14 protein-coding genes are annotated in these 15922 nt (G+C 63.8%); 7 read left to right on the top strand and 7 right to left on the bottom strand.

The genetic code is table 11. From position 1 onward, the window contains the following. The first annotated feature begins 226 nt into the window (after nt 1-226). The 7 genes from OVA12_RS09740 to OVA12_RS09710 all read left to right on the top strand — a co-directional run bounded on the left by OVA12_RS09740 (nt 227) and on the right by OVA12_RS09710 (nt 7533). Nucleotides 227-1003, top strand: coding sequence for a DeoR/GlpR family DNA-binding transcription regulator (locus tag OVA12_RS09740; RefSeq protein WP_268136712.1), 777 nt, complete (start codon nt 227-229; stop codon nt 1001-1003). After that, on the top strand, nt 991-2115 hold the full coding sequence (locus tag OVA12_RS09735; protein WP_268136710.1) for an ABC transporter ATP-binding protein: 1125 nt from the start codon (nt 991-993) through the stop codon (nt 2113-2115). Before OVA12_RS09740 ends, OVA12_RS09735 begins: the two co-directional genes overlap by 13 nt. 69 nt (nt 2116-2184) lie before the next feature. After that, entirely contained in the window at nt 2185-3468 is a 1284-nt protein-coding gene (locus tag OVA12_RS09730; protein ID WP_268136708.1) for an ABC transporter substrate-binding protein, read from the top strand. A 145-nt stretch (nt 3469-3613) separates the two neighbouring features. Further along, complete coding sequence (locus tag OVA12_RS09725; RefSeq protein WP_268137083.1) at nt 3614-4441, top strand: carbohydrate ABC transporter permease; 828 nt, start codon at nt 3614-3616, stop codon at nt 4439-4441. Further along, nucleotides 4438-5259, top strand: a complete 822-nt coding sequence (locus OVA12_RS09720; protein WP_268136706.1) for a carbohydrate ABC transporter permease — start codon at nt 4438-4440, stop codon at nt 5257-5259. Before OVA12_RS09725 ends, OVA12_RS09720 begins: the two co-directional genes overlap by 4 nt. 118 nt (nt 5260-5377) lie before the next feature. After that, complete coding sequence (locus tag OVA12_RS09715) at nt 5378-6715, top strand: oligosaccharide flippase family protein (RefSeq protein ID WP_268136704.1); 1338 nt, start codon at nt 5378-5380, stop codon at nt 6713-6715. Then, nucleotides 6712-7533, top strand: coding sequence for a glycosyltransferase family 2 protein (locus tag OVA12_RS09710; protein ID WP_268136702.1), 822 nt, complete (start codon nt 6712-6714; stop codon nt 7531-7533). The genes OVA12_RS09715 and OVA12_RS09710 overlap by 4 nt, the downstream gene beginning before the upstream one ends. 25 nt (nt 7534-7558) lie before the next feature. Here the strand turns inward: OVA12_RS09710 and OVA12_RS09705 are convergent, their stop codons facing one another. From OVA12_RS09705 to OVA12_RS09675, 7 genes are all read right to left on the bottom strand, one after another. Next, on the bottom strand, nt 7559-9373 hold the full coding sequence (locus tag OVA12_RS09705; protein WP_268136700.1) for an adenine deaminase: 1815 nt from the start codon (nt 9371-9373) through the stop codon (nt 7559-7561). Nucleotides 9374-9452: 79 nt separating this feature from the next. Then, nucleotides 9453-10658: an MFS transporter gene (locus OVA12_RS09700; RefSeq protein WP_268136698.1), complete on the bottom strand. Its 1206-nt coding sequence runs from the start codon at nt 10656-10658 to the stop codon at nt 9453-9455. A 48-nt stretch (nt 10659-10706) separates the two neighbouring features. Then, nucleotides 10707-12032: a hypothetical protein gene (locus tag OVA12_RS09695; protein ID WP_268136696.1), complete on the bottom strand. Its 1326-nt coding sequence runs from the start codon at nt 12030-12032 to the stop codon at nt 10707-10709. A gap of 56 nt (nt 12033-12088) precedes the next feature. After that, nucleotides 12089-13048, bottom strand: coding sequence for a DMT family transporter (locus tag OVA12_RS09690; RefSeq protein WP_268136694.1), 960 nt, complete (start codon nt 13046-13048; stop codon nt 12089-12091). Further along, nucleotides 13032-13445, bottom strand: coding sequence for a thioesterase family protein (locus OVA12_RS09685; protein ID WP_106754985.1), 414 nt, complete (start codon nt 13443-13445; stop codon nt 13032-13034). Before OVA12_RS09685 ends, OVA12_RS09690 begins: the two co-directional genes overlap by 17 nt. Further along, nucleotides 13426-14787, bottom strand: coding sequence for an aminotransferase family protein (locus OVA12_RS09680; protein WP_268136692.1), 1362 nt, complete (start codon nt 14785-14787; stop codon nt 13426-13428). The genes OVA12_RS09685 and OVA12_RS09680 overlap by 20 nt, the downstream gene beginning before the upstream one ends. Nucleotides 14788-14798: 11 nt before the next feature. Next, nucleotides 14799-15749: a 3-oxoacyl-ACP synthase III family protein gene (locus OVA12_RS09675; protein WP_268136690.1), complete on the bottom strand. Its 951-nt coding sequence runs from the start codon at nt 15747-15749 to the stop codon at nt 14799-14801. Between the last annotated feature and the right edge of the window lie 173 nt (nt 15750-15922).

Below are 15922 nucleotides of genomic sequence, written 5' to 3'. Positions count from 1 at the left end.
GCATCAGCTGCCGGCACAATGAAATCACGTGCCGGCGATCGCCGTTCCGGCGTCACCCAAAGTTCATATGAAGGTCAAATAGAATTCATATGAAAATCCTACACCGTCCAAAGCGGTCCTGACCACCCGTTGCTGCAGCCCTGTGTCACTCGCCGGGCAGTCGCAAGGCACAAGGCTGGACCGATCAGATCCGGGTGATGGCGGGCGGATGTTTGGGCAACAACAGATGACAGGCCGACAGGCGGAAATCGTGGACCTCGTCAGGGCGAACGGTTTCGTGCCGGTCGAACGTCTTGCGAGCCAGTTCGCCGTCACAGCCCAGACCGTTCGCCGCGATATCAATCACCTGTGCAAGCTCGGCCTGTTGCGCCGGACCCATGGCGGCGTCGAGCCGCCGGTTGTGAATGGCAATGCGCATTACAGCGCCCGCCGCATTCTCAACCTGCCGGCCAAACGCGCAATTGCCAACATCGTGGCCGGTCTTGTCCCGGATGGCGCTTCACTGGCGTTCTCGATCGGAACCACCGCCGAGATCGTCATGCATGCGCTGGGCGGCCATGTCGGCCTGCGTGTCTTCACCAACAACCTCAACGTCGCCTATGCCGCGACCGACATGGCTGGCTGCGAAGTATCCGTCGCTGGCGGACGGTTGCGTCAGGGCGATCGTGACGTGCTTGGCCCGGCGGCGGAAGAGTTCTTCGCCAGCTACAAGGTCGACTTCGGCATCCTCGGGGTTGCGGGCATCGAGCATGATGGAACTGTCCTCGATTTCAGCGAAGACGAAGCCGGCGTCCGCCAGGCGATCATGGCGAACTGCCGCCATCCCATCCTTGTGCTTGATCACAGCAAGATCGGCCGCAGCGCCCATGTCCGGGGCGGGCATTTGCGTCAGGCGCACACGATTGTCTCCGACCGCCCTCTACCCGACACGCTGCTTGCCCTGCTCGACGGGAGCAGGACCGTAACGCTTTGCCCGACTTCGGAGGCAGCATGCCAGATGTGATGCCCCTTGCGGCACCCGGAACCAGTTCCCCGGCTCCGGCGGCGCGCGCAGCCGCATCCGGCGGCCAGTCGATCCGTCTTGCCGGTGTCACCAAGACCTGGGGCGCTACAACGGCCGTCGACAATATCGACCTCGACGTTCCTGCCGGGTCCTTCACCGTCCTGCTCGGCCCATCGGGCTGCGGCAAGTCCACCACCTTGCGCATGATCGCCGGGCTGGAGCCGATTGCGTCGGGACAGTTGCTGTTCGGCGTCCGCGACGTCACACGACTGCCGGCCGCTCAGCGCGACATTTCCATGGTGTTTCAATCCTACGCCCTGTTCCCGCATCTGAGCGTGGCGGAGAACATCACGTTCGGGCTGAAGGTACGCCGCGTTTCCCGCGCCGAGCGCGACGCGCGGCTGAAGCGCGTCGCCGCGCTCCTTGGCTTGTCGGGCCTCATCCACCGCAAGCCGTCGGAACTCTCCGGCGGACAGCAGCAGCGGGTGGCCCTTGGCCGCGCAATCATCGCCGAGCGACCGATCTGCCTGATGGACGAACCGCTGTCGAACCTCGATGCCAAGCTCCGGCACGAGATGCGCGTCGAGATCCGCGCCCTGCAGCAGCAACTCGGCTTCACCATGGTCTATGTCACCCATGACCAGGTCGAGGCCATCACCATGGCCGACCAGGTTGTGCTGATGAACAGCGGCCGGATCGAACAGGTTGCCAGCCCGCGCGAGATTTATGCCCGGCCGGCCAGCCCCTTCGCCGCCCGCTTCATCGGCACACCGCCAATGAACATTCTCGACCTGGATGCCATGACCGGCGGCATGGCGACGGGACTGCTGCTCGGCATCCGGCCGGAAGCTGTCGAACGCGCCAGCGCCGACCGGCCAGCAACCCTGAGCGGTACCGTTTCGGCAATCGAGTTTCTGGGGGCAGACACCCTGGTCGACTGCACGGTCGGGACGCAGACCCTGCAGCTCCGGCTCGCTGGCGGCGCCGATATCGAGCGCGGCGAACTGCTGGCTCTGCATCTGCCGCAGCATGAACTGCATCTCTTCGATGCAGCGACCGGACTTCGCCAGGACCACAGGCTTCACGAAATCGGGCCGCTTCTGCGGCTCTGACGCATGTCTCCTCAGGGAGGCTTCCTGACCCGGCGCCAGCCAGGCAGGTTCAATCAAGGGAAGGCAGCCATGTTCAAGACTTCGCTTCTGAAAGCCGTCGCCGCTGCGGCACTCACGATGAGCACCTGGGCTTCGGCACAGGCCGTCGAACTGCAGTTCTACTTTCCGGTCGCTGTGGGTGGTGGCGCCGCCGAGGTGATCCAGGGCCTCACCAATGAGTATGTCGCCGCCAATCCGGGCGTGAAGATCGATGCCGTCTATGCCGGCTCGTACCAGGACACCATCACCAAGGTGATCACCGCCTCGCGTGGTGGCAATGCCCCGCAGCTGTCGGTGGCCCTGTCTGCCGACATGTTCACCCTGATCGACGAGGAACTGATCGTTCCCTTCGACGACTACATCAAGACCGACGCCGACAAGGCATGGCTGAACGGCTTCTATCCCGCCTTCATGGAAAACAGCCAGACCGGCGGCAAGACCTACGGCATCCCCTTCCAGCGCTCCACGCCTGTGATGTACTGGAACAAGGAAGCCTTCAAGGAAGCCGGCCTGGATCCGGAAGTTGCTCCGGCGACCTGGGAAGAGCTGGTCTCCTTCGGCCAGAAGCTGACCAAGAAGGACGCCAACGGCAACGTCACCCAGTGGGGTGTGCGCATTCCGACCTCCGGTTTCCCCTACTGGCTGTTCCAGGGCCTGACCACCCCGAACGACGTCATCCTCGCCAACAGCGATGGCAACAAGACCAACTTCGACGACCCGAAGGTCATCGAAGCGGCCCAGTATCTCGTCGACCTGTCGACCAAGCATGGCGTGATGGAGCCGGGTATCGTTGAATGGGGCGCAACGCCGAAGGCCTTCTTCGAACGCCAGGCTGCCATCATGTGGACCACCACCGGCAACCTGACCAACGTCCGCAAGAACGCCCCGTTCGAGTTCGGCGTCGCCATGCTGCCGGCCAACAAGCGTCGCGGCGCACCGACCGGCGGCGGCAACTTCTACCTCTTCAAGGGCTCTTCCGACGAGCAGCTGGCCGCCGCGGTTGATTTCGTGAAGTGGATTTCGGCTCCGGAGCAGGCTGCAAAGTGGACGATTGCTACCGGCTACGTCGCCCCGCGTGCCGATGCCTGGGAAACCGCCGCCATGCAGGCCTATGCCGCCGACTTCCCGGCTGTGACGGTTGCCCGCGACCAGCTCGCCCACGCGGTGGCTGAACTGGCGACCTACCAGAACCAGCGCGTCACCGGCTTCCTCAACGACGCCCTGGCCGCTGCCATCACTGGCCAGAAGGATGTCGCGACCGCTCTGAAGGAAGCACAGGCCCAGGCCGACGCCGTCCTCGCAGACTACCGCTGATCACACAGGCGGCGGGGCCACAGCCCCGCCGCCACTTCACGCAACACCAATCTCGATCGACCGATCAGGACAGGATGACAGGGTGACAGCGCGCTTGCTTCAGACCCGCGAATGGATCCACGGCTGGCTGCTCGTGCTGCCGGCCATGGTGTTCCTGTTCGCCTTCACCCACATCCCGGCCATCGCCACGATCTGGCACAGCTTTTTCTCGACCCCGCGCGGCCGGCGCCCATCCCGTTTCATTGGCGTTGAAAATTACGAGAAGATGCTCGCCGATCCGGTGTTCTGGAAGGTACTCGGCAACAATCTGTGGTTTGCTCTTGGAACCATCCCGACATCGGTCGCCATCGCCCTGGTGATGGCGCTCTGGGTGAACGACAGGCTATCCGGCCGCTCCTTCGTCCGCATGGCGTATTTCACCCCGACAGTGCTGCCTCTGATTGCCGTCGCCAACATCTGGCTGTTTTTCTACACGCCCGGCTTCGGTCTGTTCGATCAGATCACTGGCGCCCTGTTCGGCTGGCCGCAAAGCAATCTGCTTGGCAGCCCGGCCTCGGCGCTCAATGCGGTCATTGTCGTCACGGTCTGGAAGGAAGCAGGCTTCTTCATGATCTTCTATCTGGCCGCGCTGCAGTCAATTCCGGTGTCGCTGCGCGAGGCGGCTCTGATCGAAGGGGCCTCACGCTGGACGATCTTCTGGCGCATCACCTTCCCGCTGCTGATGCCAACCACGCTGTTCGTGTCGATCAATGCGGTGATCAATTCCTTCCGCCTGATCGACCACATCTTCCTCCTCACAGATGGCGGACCGGATTACGCCTCGACCGTGCTGCTGTTCTACATCTACGAGACCGCTTTCGAATACTGGGAGACCGGGTACGGGGCGACGCTGACCGTTGCACTTCTCTTCATGATGGCACTCCTCGCCATCGGCCAGTTTTTCTTCCTCGACCGCCGGATCCACTACAAATGACAAGAGCGGGCTTCGATCTGGACCGGTTCCTCAACACAGTCGGCGCCTGGACGCTGGCGGTGGTGTGGGCGCTGCCACTTCTCTATGCCATCTGGACGGCGTTCCATCCCTCGGCCTACGAGGCCCGGTTCGACCTGTTTGCCCCCCTGACCCTGGAGAACTTTGCCAAGGCCTGGAGTGCAGCCCCGTTTGCCCGGTACTTCCTCAACACCTTCGTGCTTGTCACCCTGATCCTGACTGGCCAGTTGATCCTGTGCACGCTCGCCGCCTATGCCTTCGCCCGTTTCGCCTTTCCCGGGCGCTCGATCCTGTTCAGCCTGGTGTTGCTGCAGCTTCTGGTGATGCCGGACATCCTCATCGTCGAGAATTACAAGACAATGGGGCACCTGGGCCTCGTCGACACGATCACCGCCATCGCCCTGCCCTACATCGCGTCCGGTTTTGGCATTTTCCTGCTGCGCCAGACCTTCATGACCATCCCGCGCGAGCTGGATGATGCCGCAAGGATCGAGGGCGTCGGCGTGCTCGGCCTGCTGTGGCGGGTGTACGTGCCCCTCGCCAAGCCGACCTACCTGGCTTTCGGCCTCGTCTCCGTGTCCCACCACTGGAACAACTTCCTCTGGCCGCTGATCATCACCAATTCGGTCGAGACCCGTCCGGTAACCGTTGGCCTCAGCGTCTTCTCTGCCATCGATTCCGGCGTCGAATGGGCAACGATCAATGCCGCGACCCTGATGACCTCCGGCCCGCTTCTGATCGCCTTTCTCCTGTTCCAGCGCCAGTTCGTCCAGAGCTTCATGCGCGCCGGAATCAAATAATCCGCCGGCCTGCCAGCCAGCTGTGTCGGGAAGATTTAAGCATTTTTCGATAGCCTTGATCTCCTGAAGCAGCTGGAGCTGCGGAAAACAAGGTCAGGCTGGCGAAGGCTGCAGTCCCGTGTCTACTCCCCAGAACAGCCGCAGCATCAATCTCCTCCTTGGCAAGCTGGCTCCCTTCCTTAAACTGGGCGCGGCCTCCGGCGGGGCGGCCCTGCTTGCCTTCCTCACCCAGACGCTTCTGGCGCGAAGCCTCGGCCCGGATGACTTTGGCCGGTTTTCCGCCGGCCTCAGCCTGGTCACGATCATGGCGCCGCTCGCCTGTTTCGGCATCGGCAGCTTCTGGCTGTCCGTCTTCGGCAAGGAAGGCTGGGGGGCCGAGCGCTGGCTGGGCGCATCGCTGACTTATGTCCGCCTGTCAGCCGGGCTGGTGCTCGCCGCCCTCGCCGTCTGGGCGCTGTACGGCCCCCATGACAGCACCACGACGCTGGTCATCCTTGTGCTGCTGATCTTCGTCCTCAGCCAGATCGTGATGGAACTGGTGGGCGTCCTGTTCCAGCTGGAGGAAAACTATTCGGCTTTTGCGCTGTGGCAGGTGCTGCCCCATGCGATCCGCATCGGACTGCTCGCCCTTTTGCTGCTGCTGCCGGTGTTTGCCGCCGACCTTCACAGTGCGCTTGCGGCCTTCTTCCTCGCCGCCGCAGCGATCCTTGTTGTCGGCTTTGCACTCATGCGCCGCCGGCTCTCAGGTCAACTCGCGCTGAAGGGGCACGGCGAGCGCCCGTCGACCGCGTCGTTCGCACCGCTCAAGGCACGTCTCGCCGATGTGGTCCGCGCCTCGATGCCCTTCGGTCTCGGCGGCTTTGCCTATCTCGTCTACACCCAGCTCAACGTCGTGCTGGTCAAATATCTCGGGTCCGACGCCGATGCAGCCTATTACGCCATCGCCTTCATGGTCATGAATGCCTTCCTGCTGCTGCCCAACATGGCCTTCGAGAAGATCCTCGTGCCGCGCATCCACCGCTGGTACCATCAGGATCTGCCGCGGCTGAAACAGGTGCTGCGGCTCTCGGCTGGTCTGGTTCTGGTCACATCTGCGCTGGGAATCGCCGTGCTCTGGCTCAGCGCCGATCTCATCGCGCGATTTTTCTTTGGCGCCGGCTCCGCCCCGCTCGCCGGCGCGCTACTGATCCTGATGTGGTCGATCCCGCTGCGCTCGCTCAGCCTGTGTTTCGGCTCGGTGCTCTTCGTCGGCCGCTTCATCAAGTTGCGCCTCTGGATTGTGCTGATCACCCTGTTTGTCGATATCGCGCTCTGTATGGTATTGATCCCGAACGCTGCGACAAGCGATGGGGCGAGCGCAGCCGCCATGGCCATGGTGTGTGCAGAGGCGGTCATGTGCCTCCTCTTCCTGGCCGGCATGCGGTATGCGATCAGACACGGGGAACGGGCGGCTTGAGCACCAACGGGCACGGCAGGGTCAGCGTCATCATCCCCTGCTACAATTGCGCTGCAACAATCACGGCTGCCCTGGATTCCATTGTCAATCAGACGCTTGCTGCATTCGAGGTGCTTTGCATCGATGATTGCAGCAAGGATGACACGGTCGCGGTGATCACCCGCTATGCCGCCCGGCTGGCTGCTGAGAGGCCAGATGCCCCGCGCATTGTCCTGCACCGGATGGCACAGAACGGCGGCCCCAGTCCGGCCCGTAATGCCGGCTGGTCCATGGCCGCCGGCGACTATGTCGCCTTCCTTGATTCGGATGATGTCTGGCATCCGCGCAAGCTCGAAGCTCAGATGCAGGTGATGCTGGGCACTGGCTGTTTCGGCTCCTCGCACGCCCGCAAGGTCGACCTCGCCCCGGTGCAGGATTTGCAAACCAACGCGCGTCTGGCCGCGCTGCAGCCAGTCCCGATGACGCTCGGCAGCCTTCTCTATCGCAGCCGCATCATCACCTCCTCGGTGATCCTGCGCAACACGCCCGACTACCGCTTTCCCGAGGACATGCGCTACTGCGAGGACTTCAAGCTCTGGTGCCAGATCCTCTCGGACGAGCAGACGTTCATGCTTCTCGATGTGCCGCTCTCCGGCATCGTCGGCGGTCATGAGGCCACCCCCGGCCTCAGCGCCGCCGTGGTGAAGATGGAGAAGGGCAAGCTCTCGGTCTTTCGCGGGCTCTACCGGGACGGCCGGATCAGCTGGTTCCAGTTCGTCACGGCCATCGCCTTCTCGAACCTGAAATTCGTGATCCGGCGCCTCCAGAGCCTGTTCTGACCTCCGCTTTCCCCTTGCTAACCGCTCAGGCCGTCGGCTCGAACAGCTCCGTCAGTTCAAAGCGGGTCACATCGACCAGTCCCAGATCGGAAATCCTGAGCTCCGGGATCACCACCAGCGCCAGCAGCGAATGCTGCATGTAGGCGTTGTTGAGCTTGCAGCCGCAGACCGCCATCGCCTCCACCATCGCCGCCGCCTTAGCCGCCACCTCCATGGCAGGACGGTCCGACATCAGTCCCGCAATCGGCAGCTCCACCAGCGCCAGCTCCTTGCCGTCCTTCCACACCGTGATGCCGCCGCCGACCTCACCAAGACGATTGGCCGCCTTGGCCATCATCTCGCGGCTGGTGCCGACGACGATCATGTGGTGGCTGTCATGGGCAACGGTCGAGGCAATGGCCATGTCGCCCTGGTAGCCGAAGCCGGAGACGAAGCCGTTCACCACCTTGCCGGTCGCCTGATGCCGCTCGACCAGCGCGATCTGGCAGACACCGTTCTCACCCTCCACCAGCCCGCCGATCACGGGCAGCTCCGCCGTCAGCGCCTTGGTCGGCGCCTGGTTCTCGACCACGCCGATCACCTTGGCCTTGACCGCATTGGCGCCCTTGGGCGCGGCGATGGCAAAGTCGGACGCGGCCAGCACCTTGCCGAGGCGCACCGTTTCGCGTGCGGACTGCGGCCAGTCGTAATGCGGGCAGGCAACGAGCATTTCGCCGTGTTCGGCCACCAGCTGACCCCGCGCGTAGACCGCCTCGATCGGCAGCTCGGTGAGGCTCGAGGTCAGGATCACGTCGGCGCGGCGGCCCGGCGCGATGGAGCCCAGCTCCCGCTCCAGCCCGAAATGCGTCGCCGTGTTGATCGTCGCCATCTGCAGCGCGATCACCGGGTCGCAGCCGCAGGCAATCGCATGGCGGACCACCCGGTTCATGTGGCCCTCGTTCACCAGCGTGCCGGAATGGCAGTCGTCGGTGCACAGGATGAAATTGCGCGGATCGAGACCCTTCCGCGTCACCGCCGTGATCTGGCTTTCCACGTCATACCAGGCCGAGCCCAGCCGCATCATCGAGCGCATGCCCTGGCGCACGCGAGCCACCGCATCGCTCTCCGCCGTGCCCTCATGGTCATCGGCCGGGCCGCCGGCGACATAGGCATGGAACGGGATGCCCCGGTCCGGGCTGGCGTAGTGGCCGCCAACCGTCTTGCCTGCTGCCATGGTCGCGGCCATCTCGGCCAGCATCTGGGGATCGCCGTGGATGACGCCGGGATAATTCATCATCTCGCCGAGGCCGATGATGCCGGGCCAGGCCATTGCCTCGGCCACATCCGCAGCCGACACGGCAAAGCCGGTCGTCTCGAGCCCCGGAGCCGAGGGCGCGCAGGAGGGCATCTGGGTGTAGATGTTGATCGGCTGCAGCAGGGCCTCGTCATGCATCATGCGCACGCCCGCCAGCCCCAGCACGTTGGCAATCTCGTGCGGGTCGTGGAAGATCGTCGTCGTGCCATGCGGGGCGACGGCGGCGGCGAATTCTGCCGGTGTCAGCATGCCGCTCTCGATGTGCATGTGGCCGTCACACAGGCCGGGGATCAGGTAGCGCCCCTCCGCCTCGACGATCTTTGTCCCTTCACCGATGCAATGCGAGGCGTCCGGCCCGACATAGGCAAAGCGCCCCTCGGCAATCGCCACCTGCCAGCCGTCGAGGATCTCGCGGCTCTGCACATTGACGAGCCGCCCCCCGCGGATCACCAGATCTGCCGCCGCCCGGCCCGCCGCAACCGCGACAAGGCGCGGGGCAACTTCGGCCCAGGATTTCGTCCGGTTCTCGGCGGCGGCATGGGTCACGGCAACAGGCTCCAGTCTCGGGCACGAAGGGCAAAAATGATCGGGTAAGGTTTCCGACCAGCCCCGGACTGTCAAGCTCTTAACCTGCCGGCGCCTCGGCGGCGGGAGGAGCTCGCCGGGTGAGATGACCATAGATGGCCAACCCGAGCAAACTTGCCGCCCCGCATCCAACGCCAAGCAGCATCCATCCGGTACCGGAGTTGGCTCCGGAGGCAACCAGCGGCCCCATCGCCCCTCCCAACGCCCCGCCAAACCCCCAGGACATGTTGAACAGCGCGAAATAGGTCGCAACCGCACGCCCGTCCGCATGACGGCCGACCAGGATTTCCGATCCGGCCAGAACGGCAATTTCCGCGCAGGTGAACAAGCCGACCAGAACCAGCAACGCAATCAGACCCGGGATCACCCCAACCAGTGCCATGGCAGCTCCGCCAACGGCCAGCGACAACACCAGCAGTCCGAGCACCCCCGTAAAGCGCATCAGGGGCGGGACTGCAAACAGGATCAGAAATCCAAGCGCGCCATTGACCACCAGCACGGAACCGGCCCAGCCCGCAGAACCGCCGCGCAGGGTCGCCTCAAGCGGAAAGGCCGCGAACAGCTGCGCAAACAGTGCCCACCAGGGCATAAGCGCCAGGCACAGGACGAGGAAGGCACGATCACCAAAAACCGTCCGGTAGCTCCCGGCCACATCCTGCCGCGCATAACTGCGAAGTTCCTGAGCCCGCTCCAGCGCGGCCGCGCCAGCAAGAGCGATGAACAGCAGACCACTCAGAACCAGCGGCAGCGATAAATCAAGGACCGCAAGCCCGGCCCCGGCGAGCGGACCGGCGACACACCCCAGGTTGAGCGCCTGTGCATTCACGACAATCAGCCGGTCGCGCCGCTCGGCCGGCTGCGCGCCGATGATGCCGTAGGCGCCGGCCTCGTAGACTGAGGTCCCGAGCCCGAGTGCGACCGAGAAAACCATTGCCCCGGTTGCGCTTGGCGCAAAGGCAAGGCCCAGAAAGCCCAGACCGCGAAGCACCAGTCCGCCAACCACAGCCGGCCACAGGCCGAACCGGTCCGCCAGTGGCGCGACCACCACCGGCGTGACGCGTGCTGCAAGGAAGTACAGCGCGAGCACCGCGCCGACATCCGTCGGTGACATGCCAAGTGTCGTTGCGCAATGCAGGGCAAGCAGAGGCATGGCCATGAAATGCGAGGCGTTCATAAGCCCCTGCAGTCCGATCAGCCGCCAGAGCGCTGGCGTCAGAGCTGACAGATCAGATGGTTCTTTTCCCATTCCACTGTGCCTCCACGTGTCCTTCAGGCAGGCGCAAACGGTCTCCCGTCAGGCGGCGAGCCTCCTGGGGGCGGTCAGGGACAGGACCGCGTCGCTGATGCGCCGCGCCTCCACCAGACAGTCGGCAATCACCATGTACTCGAATGCCTGGTCCAGCGCCGGCTCGATGGTCAGCGGGATCGCGCCCGTTGCCATCCCCGGCCGAAGCAGAAGTCCTGCGTCCGACAGGACCGCGAACAGATCACAGCCCTCCTCGATCTTGCCCCGATTGTAGGTCTTGATGTGCTTCGAATGCAAAACCTGCGTCCCGAACAGTCGCTTGGCGATCTCGAAGACATGGCTGCATCCCCCGCAGCGACCGTTGAATTCATTGACGAATATCTGCCCCTCTGCCACGAGGCCGTCGACGTTCATGCGCCCGCGATGTCCCATCTGGGCGGCAAGCCGCACAAGGCGGGCACTTTCATCAAGAAACCGGATGCGGTGATGGGTTGCGTAGTCTCCGGGGATCTCAAATCCAACCCAGAGCGGCTCCATGTTCATGGTGCCATCATTGAGCAGAAAACACCGCCCTTGCGCGTCGATCAGATATTCGCTGTAGAGCACATGGTCTGTGTCGACATATCTTTCGACAACAGCGGGCTCATGGATGCGGCTTGCGACAGTCTCAAGGATCGCCTCTGCATCCTGTGCGTTGCCATAGCGCAGCACGGTCGATGAGCCCAGCGTCTTTCCACCGCTGCGAGGTCCATGAACGATCAGGTTCCCAAAACCGCCGGAGTGACGGTTGAGCTTGACGATGAAGTCGGCCCCCTGGGACACAAAGTGCCGCATTGCCCGTTTGAGATCGGTCTCGTTTTCGCAGACCCGTCCCTCCGGCAGCGATACACCAAGTCCGGCTGCGAGCTTCCGGAACGTCGTCTTCTCGTTCAGCAGGGTCGCGCCGCCCTCCCGGAAGAAAGCGTCCTCGAGGTCGACCCCGATGGCCTGAGCGAACTCGGCGACATAGTTGTCGGGAAAATAGGCGAGGACACTGCTTGGCTTGCGACCTTCTGGCAGTGCGGCAACAACCTTCCGGCAGGATGCGATGAAATCCGGCGCGAACAGGATATCCTGCCGCAGGAAAGCAAGGGGAGCGCCCGTTTTCGGCGTCAACACCGTGAGATCTTCCGCGCGGCAGCCGTTCAGTTCAGCCCAGTAGGCCTTGAGCTGTTCCGTCGGCTCGGATGGCAGAACCAGCACGTCGCCAGGATCTGCCAACCACATCATCCGCTGGTTGCACAGAATGATCTCCGATTGCTCATGCCGGGAGTACCCGGACACGTCAGCGACCTGATGCTCGCTGTCAACATTGGCAATAATCAGCTTCGGCATGGGAAAGCTCCTTCGGTGCAGGTTGATAAGGACATGAGGTCACAGGCAGGCGTCGCTCAGACGCTCCGGCGGGGCGGGCGCGTGGCAATCCAGATGGACGCAAGGACAAGGGCGATGCCGAGGATCTGCGCCGGCGAGAGCGCTTCCCCGAGCAGCAGATAGGCAAGCGGCGCGGCCACAATCGGCTGGATCAGAAGGACAATCGAGCTTGAGGTCACAGGCAGCGTCTTCAGCGCAACCGTCACCAGCCCCTGCCCCAGCACCTGCCCGACCAGCACCAGCACCACAAGCAAGCCGATGCTGCGGGCATCGGGTGGCACGATCTGCTCCTGCCACAGCAGTGTCGGCGCGAGGCAGACCGTGCTTCCGGCCGTAACGGCCACCATGATCTGCAAGGTCGATGCGCCTGCCTGCTTGAGGCGGCGGACGGTTACCAGATACGCGCCGTAAAGAAGGCCTGCGAGCAAGGCGATCGCATCACCGGCAACACTGCCCCCTCCCGAGACCACCGATAGCCCGACCAGAAGCACAGTTCCCGACAGGGCAACCGGCAGCGACCACCAGAAATTGGCTCCAGGGCGGTCAGACAGTCCAAGCAATCCGAACACACCGATGAAGAACGGCGCGCAGTTCGTGAAAAGGGTCGCAACGGACGCGTTGGTCAGACGGATTGCGGCATGCATCGCCAACAGATCCGCCGCAAAAAGGCCTGCCGCCAGCGCGTAAAGCCAGAGGGCCGGCCGGCCAGCCGCTTGCCGCGGCTGGCCGTGCACCTGAGAGGCACCACCCCCACCCGCCTCCGTCACCAGCATCAGGGCGGTGAAGATCGGAGCAGCCATTGCCACCCGGTAGAACGCCGAGACATCGGCCGGAAGCGGCAAGGCTTTGACCACAACAGGCGCCAGACCCAGGCAGATCCCGCCTGCGGCAAGCACCACATAGGCTTGCGGCACGCTAAAGGTGGGGCCGCCGGAAACGCTGGCAGTCACGGTCCAGGGTCTAGGCAAAGGGGTCATGGCGGTCTCGCTTGGCTTCGAAGCGGGCCAGAAAACGCCCCTTGTCAACGATGGCCCGGGTGTGTGTTCCCGATGCAATGACCCCCTCGCCGTCCCTCGCCTCGATTGAGAACGTGAGGATCTTGTCCTCGATGCGGATCAGCTCCGCTTCGAGCGTCACGTTCCAGCCCTTTGGCGTCGGGGCGAGGTGGCGCATGTCATGGCCGTAGCCAAGCGTCATCTGGCCGGCCTGCAACGTGCCCTCGATCGCACGCATCGCGGCCAGTTCCCCGAGCCACAACAGCACGGGGGTTGCCAGGACCGGGACATCGTTGCGCCAGTTCGTTGCCAGATCGCTGTCTTGCACCTGATGGACGAGAACGCCTTTGTTGCGCGACTTAAGCGGCACGAACGACATGGTAAACCTCCTCTGCGGAATGGGTCTGCTGCAGGCCGGACATCGCGTTCGCAAGTGCGCGCGCAAGTCGGTCGACCAACGTGTCGAGAACCGCCTTCGGGGTGTTGAACGGAGGAGCAACGAGGATGGCATCCCCCCGCGAGCCCGCTATGAGGCCGGACACCGGATAGACGATGAGATCCTCGGCGAAGGCGCTGCGCACAACAGCATCCGCCAGCCGGGTCTCGGCCGGCCAGGGATCAAAACTGATGTCATCACGCACCAGTTCCAGCCCCCACAGCATACCTTGGCCCCGCACCTCTGCGACGTAGGGCAAGTCCTCGGCCATGTCGCGCAACCGCTCGCCGAGATAGGCCCCCATCGTTGCCGCCCTCGGGACCAGCCCCTCGTCCTCCAGCACGTCAAGGACGGCATTGGCTGCGGCCGCGGCAACCGGATGGTTCGAGTGGGTCTGTCCAAGCGCGAAGCTTGCCCGCTTCGAGGTCAGAACACCTGCAATGCGCGCATTGGCAAGAATGCCTGAAATGGCCAGGTACCCGGCATTGAGGCCCTTTCCAAGGCACACGATGTCCGCTTTCACGCTGCCATGGTCCATGCCAAGCCAGCGCCCTGTCCGTCCGAGGCCGGTCAGGACCTCATCTCCAATCAGAAGGACATCGTGCCGGTCACAGATGGCACGCATGGCCGACAGATAGCCAGCCGGGGGAACGATTGCGCCGCCCGATGCGCCCACGATGGGTTCAAGGATAACAGCTGCGACATTGCTTGCTCCAAGGCGGAGAATCTCGTCCTCGACGGCCTGCGCGCAGGCAAGGCCATGCCCTTCTGCGTCCTGACCGGGACCGGCCCGCAGCGGATACGGCGTTGGCAGGGTCGGTTCACCAGGCAAGGCGCCCCCGGCCCGGCGGCGCGGCCAATGGCCGGACAGCGCCAGTGCGCCCGTCGTGGACCCGTGGTAGGAGATCTTGCGGCTCAGAATGCGCGTCTTGGACGGCTGGCCCGTCTCCCGCCAAAACTGCTGCGCCAGGCGAATGGCTGTCTCGACAGCTTCCGAACCGCTGTTGACGAAGAACGCCGCCGCATAGCCAAGCTTTGCGCAAAGCCGGTCCGCCAACTGCAAGGCGGGCGCATTGGCGAACTGGGTGCGGTACAGGAAGCTCGCCGTTTCCATTTGCCGCCGGACCGCATCGATGACATGCGGGTGACCGTGTCCGATCGAACAGGCAATTGCACCGGATGATCCGTCAATCCATTCACGGCCATGCGCATCCCGGATGAAGGGACCGCTGGCAGTCTGGGCAACCGGATAGGTTGCTCCGACCATGGGCATCAATAGCGTCATGACTTCCTCCCTCAGTTCCAATGGTGGATGGCAGCACCGGCGGTAAATCCGGCCCCGGCGGCGGCAAAAAGCACCCGGTCCCCGCGTGACAGCCGGTTCTGGCGGATCGCCTCGTGCAGGGCGATCGGGATGGTCGCACCAACGGTGTTGGCATAGCGGTCCATGGTCAGCTGGAAGCGGTCGAAGGGGATCCCGGACCGTTTCGCGATATCCGCCAGCAGGCTGCGCGAGGGCTGGTGCGGAACGACCACGTCGACATCGCTCGGCTCAAGACCATTCCGGCTGAGCACACGCCCGATGCAGGCCGGCACGGCTTCGGAGGCGGCCCTGTAGACGCCGGGGCCGTCCATTTCGAACCGGTCGGTCTGGCCCTTGATCGTGAACGCCTCCCGATCCCGTCCATCCGTGAACAACTCGGCATCGAACCCCGCATTCCGCCCGGCCGGTGCCGCCTCGATCAGCACGGCTCCCGCGCCGTCTCCGAAGAACACACAGTCCCTGCGCTGCCAGTCGGTGGCGCGCGAAAACACGTCAGCTCCGACCACCATCGCGCGCTTGAACGGCCCTGCGGCCAGCATCGCGGCCGCAGCCGTGAGCCCAAACAGGAAACCGGAACAGACAGCCGACACATCAAATGCCACGGCATTGGCAAGACCCGACTTCTGCTGGGCAAAGCAGGCCGTCGCCGGTGCCCGGCGATCCGGACTTGCCGTGGCAAGGATGAGAAGATCGACACTTCCCGCATCGACACCCGCCTCATCAAGCGACGATGCAACAGCTGCGGCAGCCAGGTCGGAGGTCTGGATCCCGTCACGGGCGATATGGCGGTGCCGGATCCCAAGGGTGTCCGCCACCCAGTCCGGATCAATGGCCGGATTGTACCTTTGCTGGATGTCTTCGTTGGAAACGATCAGATCGGGAAGGCAGATCCCGGTCGACAACACTCGAAAGCTCGGTTTCATCTCGCATCTCCCTGTAACGCTGTTCCGCTGCGGCAACGGCTTGCATCAATCCATCCTGAATTGTAACATCCGATCAATTGCACCCTTTAGGTTGCACCATTGTTGCGCCGCTGTTCGGGGGAACGGAAATGAGTTCGATTCATCGCTGCGATAAGCGGCCGTCATCGGGGATC

Origin of the sequence: Pannonibacter sp. SL95 (assembly GCF_026672425.1) — a bacterium.
In the GTDB taxonomy this organism is placed as follows: Bacteria; Pseudomonadota; Alphaproteobacteria; order Rhizobiales; family Stappiaceae; genus Pannonibacter.
This window is presented reverse-complemented; position numbering and strand designations above follow the sequence as displayed.

Bases quoted from the DNA above. Each gene is read 5' to 3' on its own strand.
- OVA12_RS09740 (WP_268136712.1), top strand. From the start codon at position 227: ATGACAGGCCGACAGGCGGAAATCGTGGACCTCGTCAGGGCGAACGGT.
- OVA12_RS09735 (WP_268136710.1), top strand. From the start codon at position 991: ATGCCAGATGTGATGCCCCTTGCGGCACCCGGAACCAGTTCCCCGGCT.
- OVA12_RS09730 (WP_268136708.1), top strand. From the start codon at position 2,185: ATGTTCAAGACTTCGCTTCTGAAAGCCGTCGCCGCTGCGGCACTCACG.
- OVA12_RS09725 (WP_268137083.1), top strand. From the start codon at position 3,614: ATGGTGTTCCTGTTCGCCTTCACCCACATCCCGGCCATCGCCACGATC.
- OVA12_RS09720 (WP_268136706.1), top strand. From the start codon at position 4,438: ATGACAAGAGCGGGCTTCGATCTGGACCGGTTCCTCAACACAGTCGGC.
- OVA12_RS09700 (WP_268136698.1), bottom strand. From the start codon at position 10,658: ATGGGAAAAGAACCATCTGATCTGTCAGCTCTGACGCCAGCGCTCTGG.
- OVA12_RS09695 (WP_268136696.1), bottom strand. From the start codon at position 12,032: ATGCCGAAGCTGATTATTGCCAATGTTGACAGCGAGCATCAGGTCGCT.
- OVA12_RS09690 (WP_268136694.1), bottom strand. From the start codon at position 13,048: ATGACCCCTTTGCCTAGACCCTGGACCGTGACTGCCAGCGTTTCCGGC.
- OVA12_RS09685 (WP_106754985.1), bottom strand. From the start codon at position 13,445: ATGTCGTTCGTGCCGCTTAAGTCGCGCAACAAAGGCGTTCTCGTCCAT.
- OVA12_RS09680 (WP_268136692.1), bottom strand. From the start codon at position 14,787: ATGACGCTATTGATGCCCATGGTCGGAGCAACCTATCCGGTTGCCCAG.
- OVA12_RS09675 (WP_268136690.1), bottom strand. From the start codon at position 15,749: ATGAAACCGAGCTTTCGAGTGTTGTCGACCGGGATCTGCCTTCCCGAT.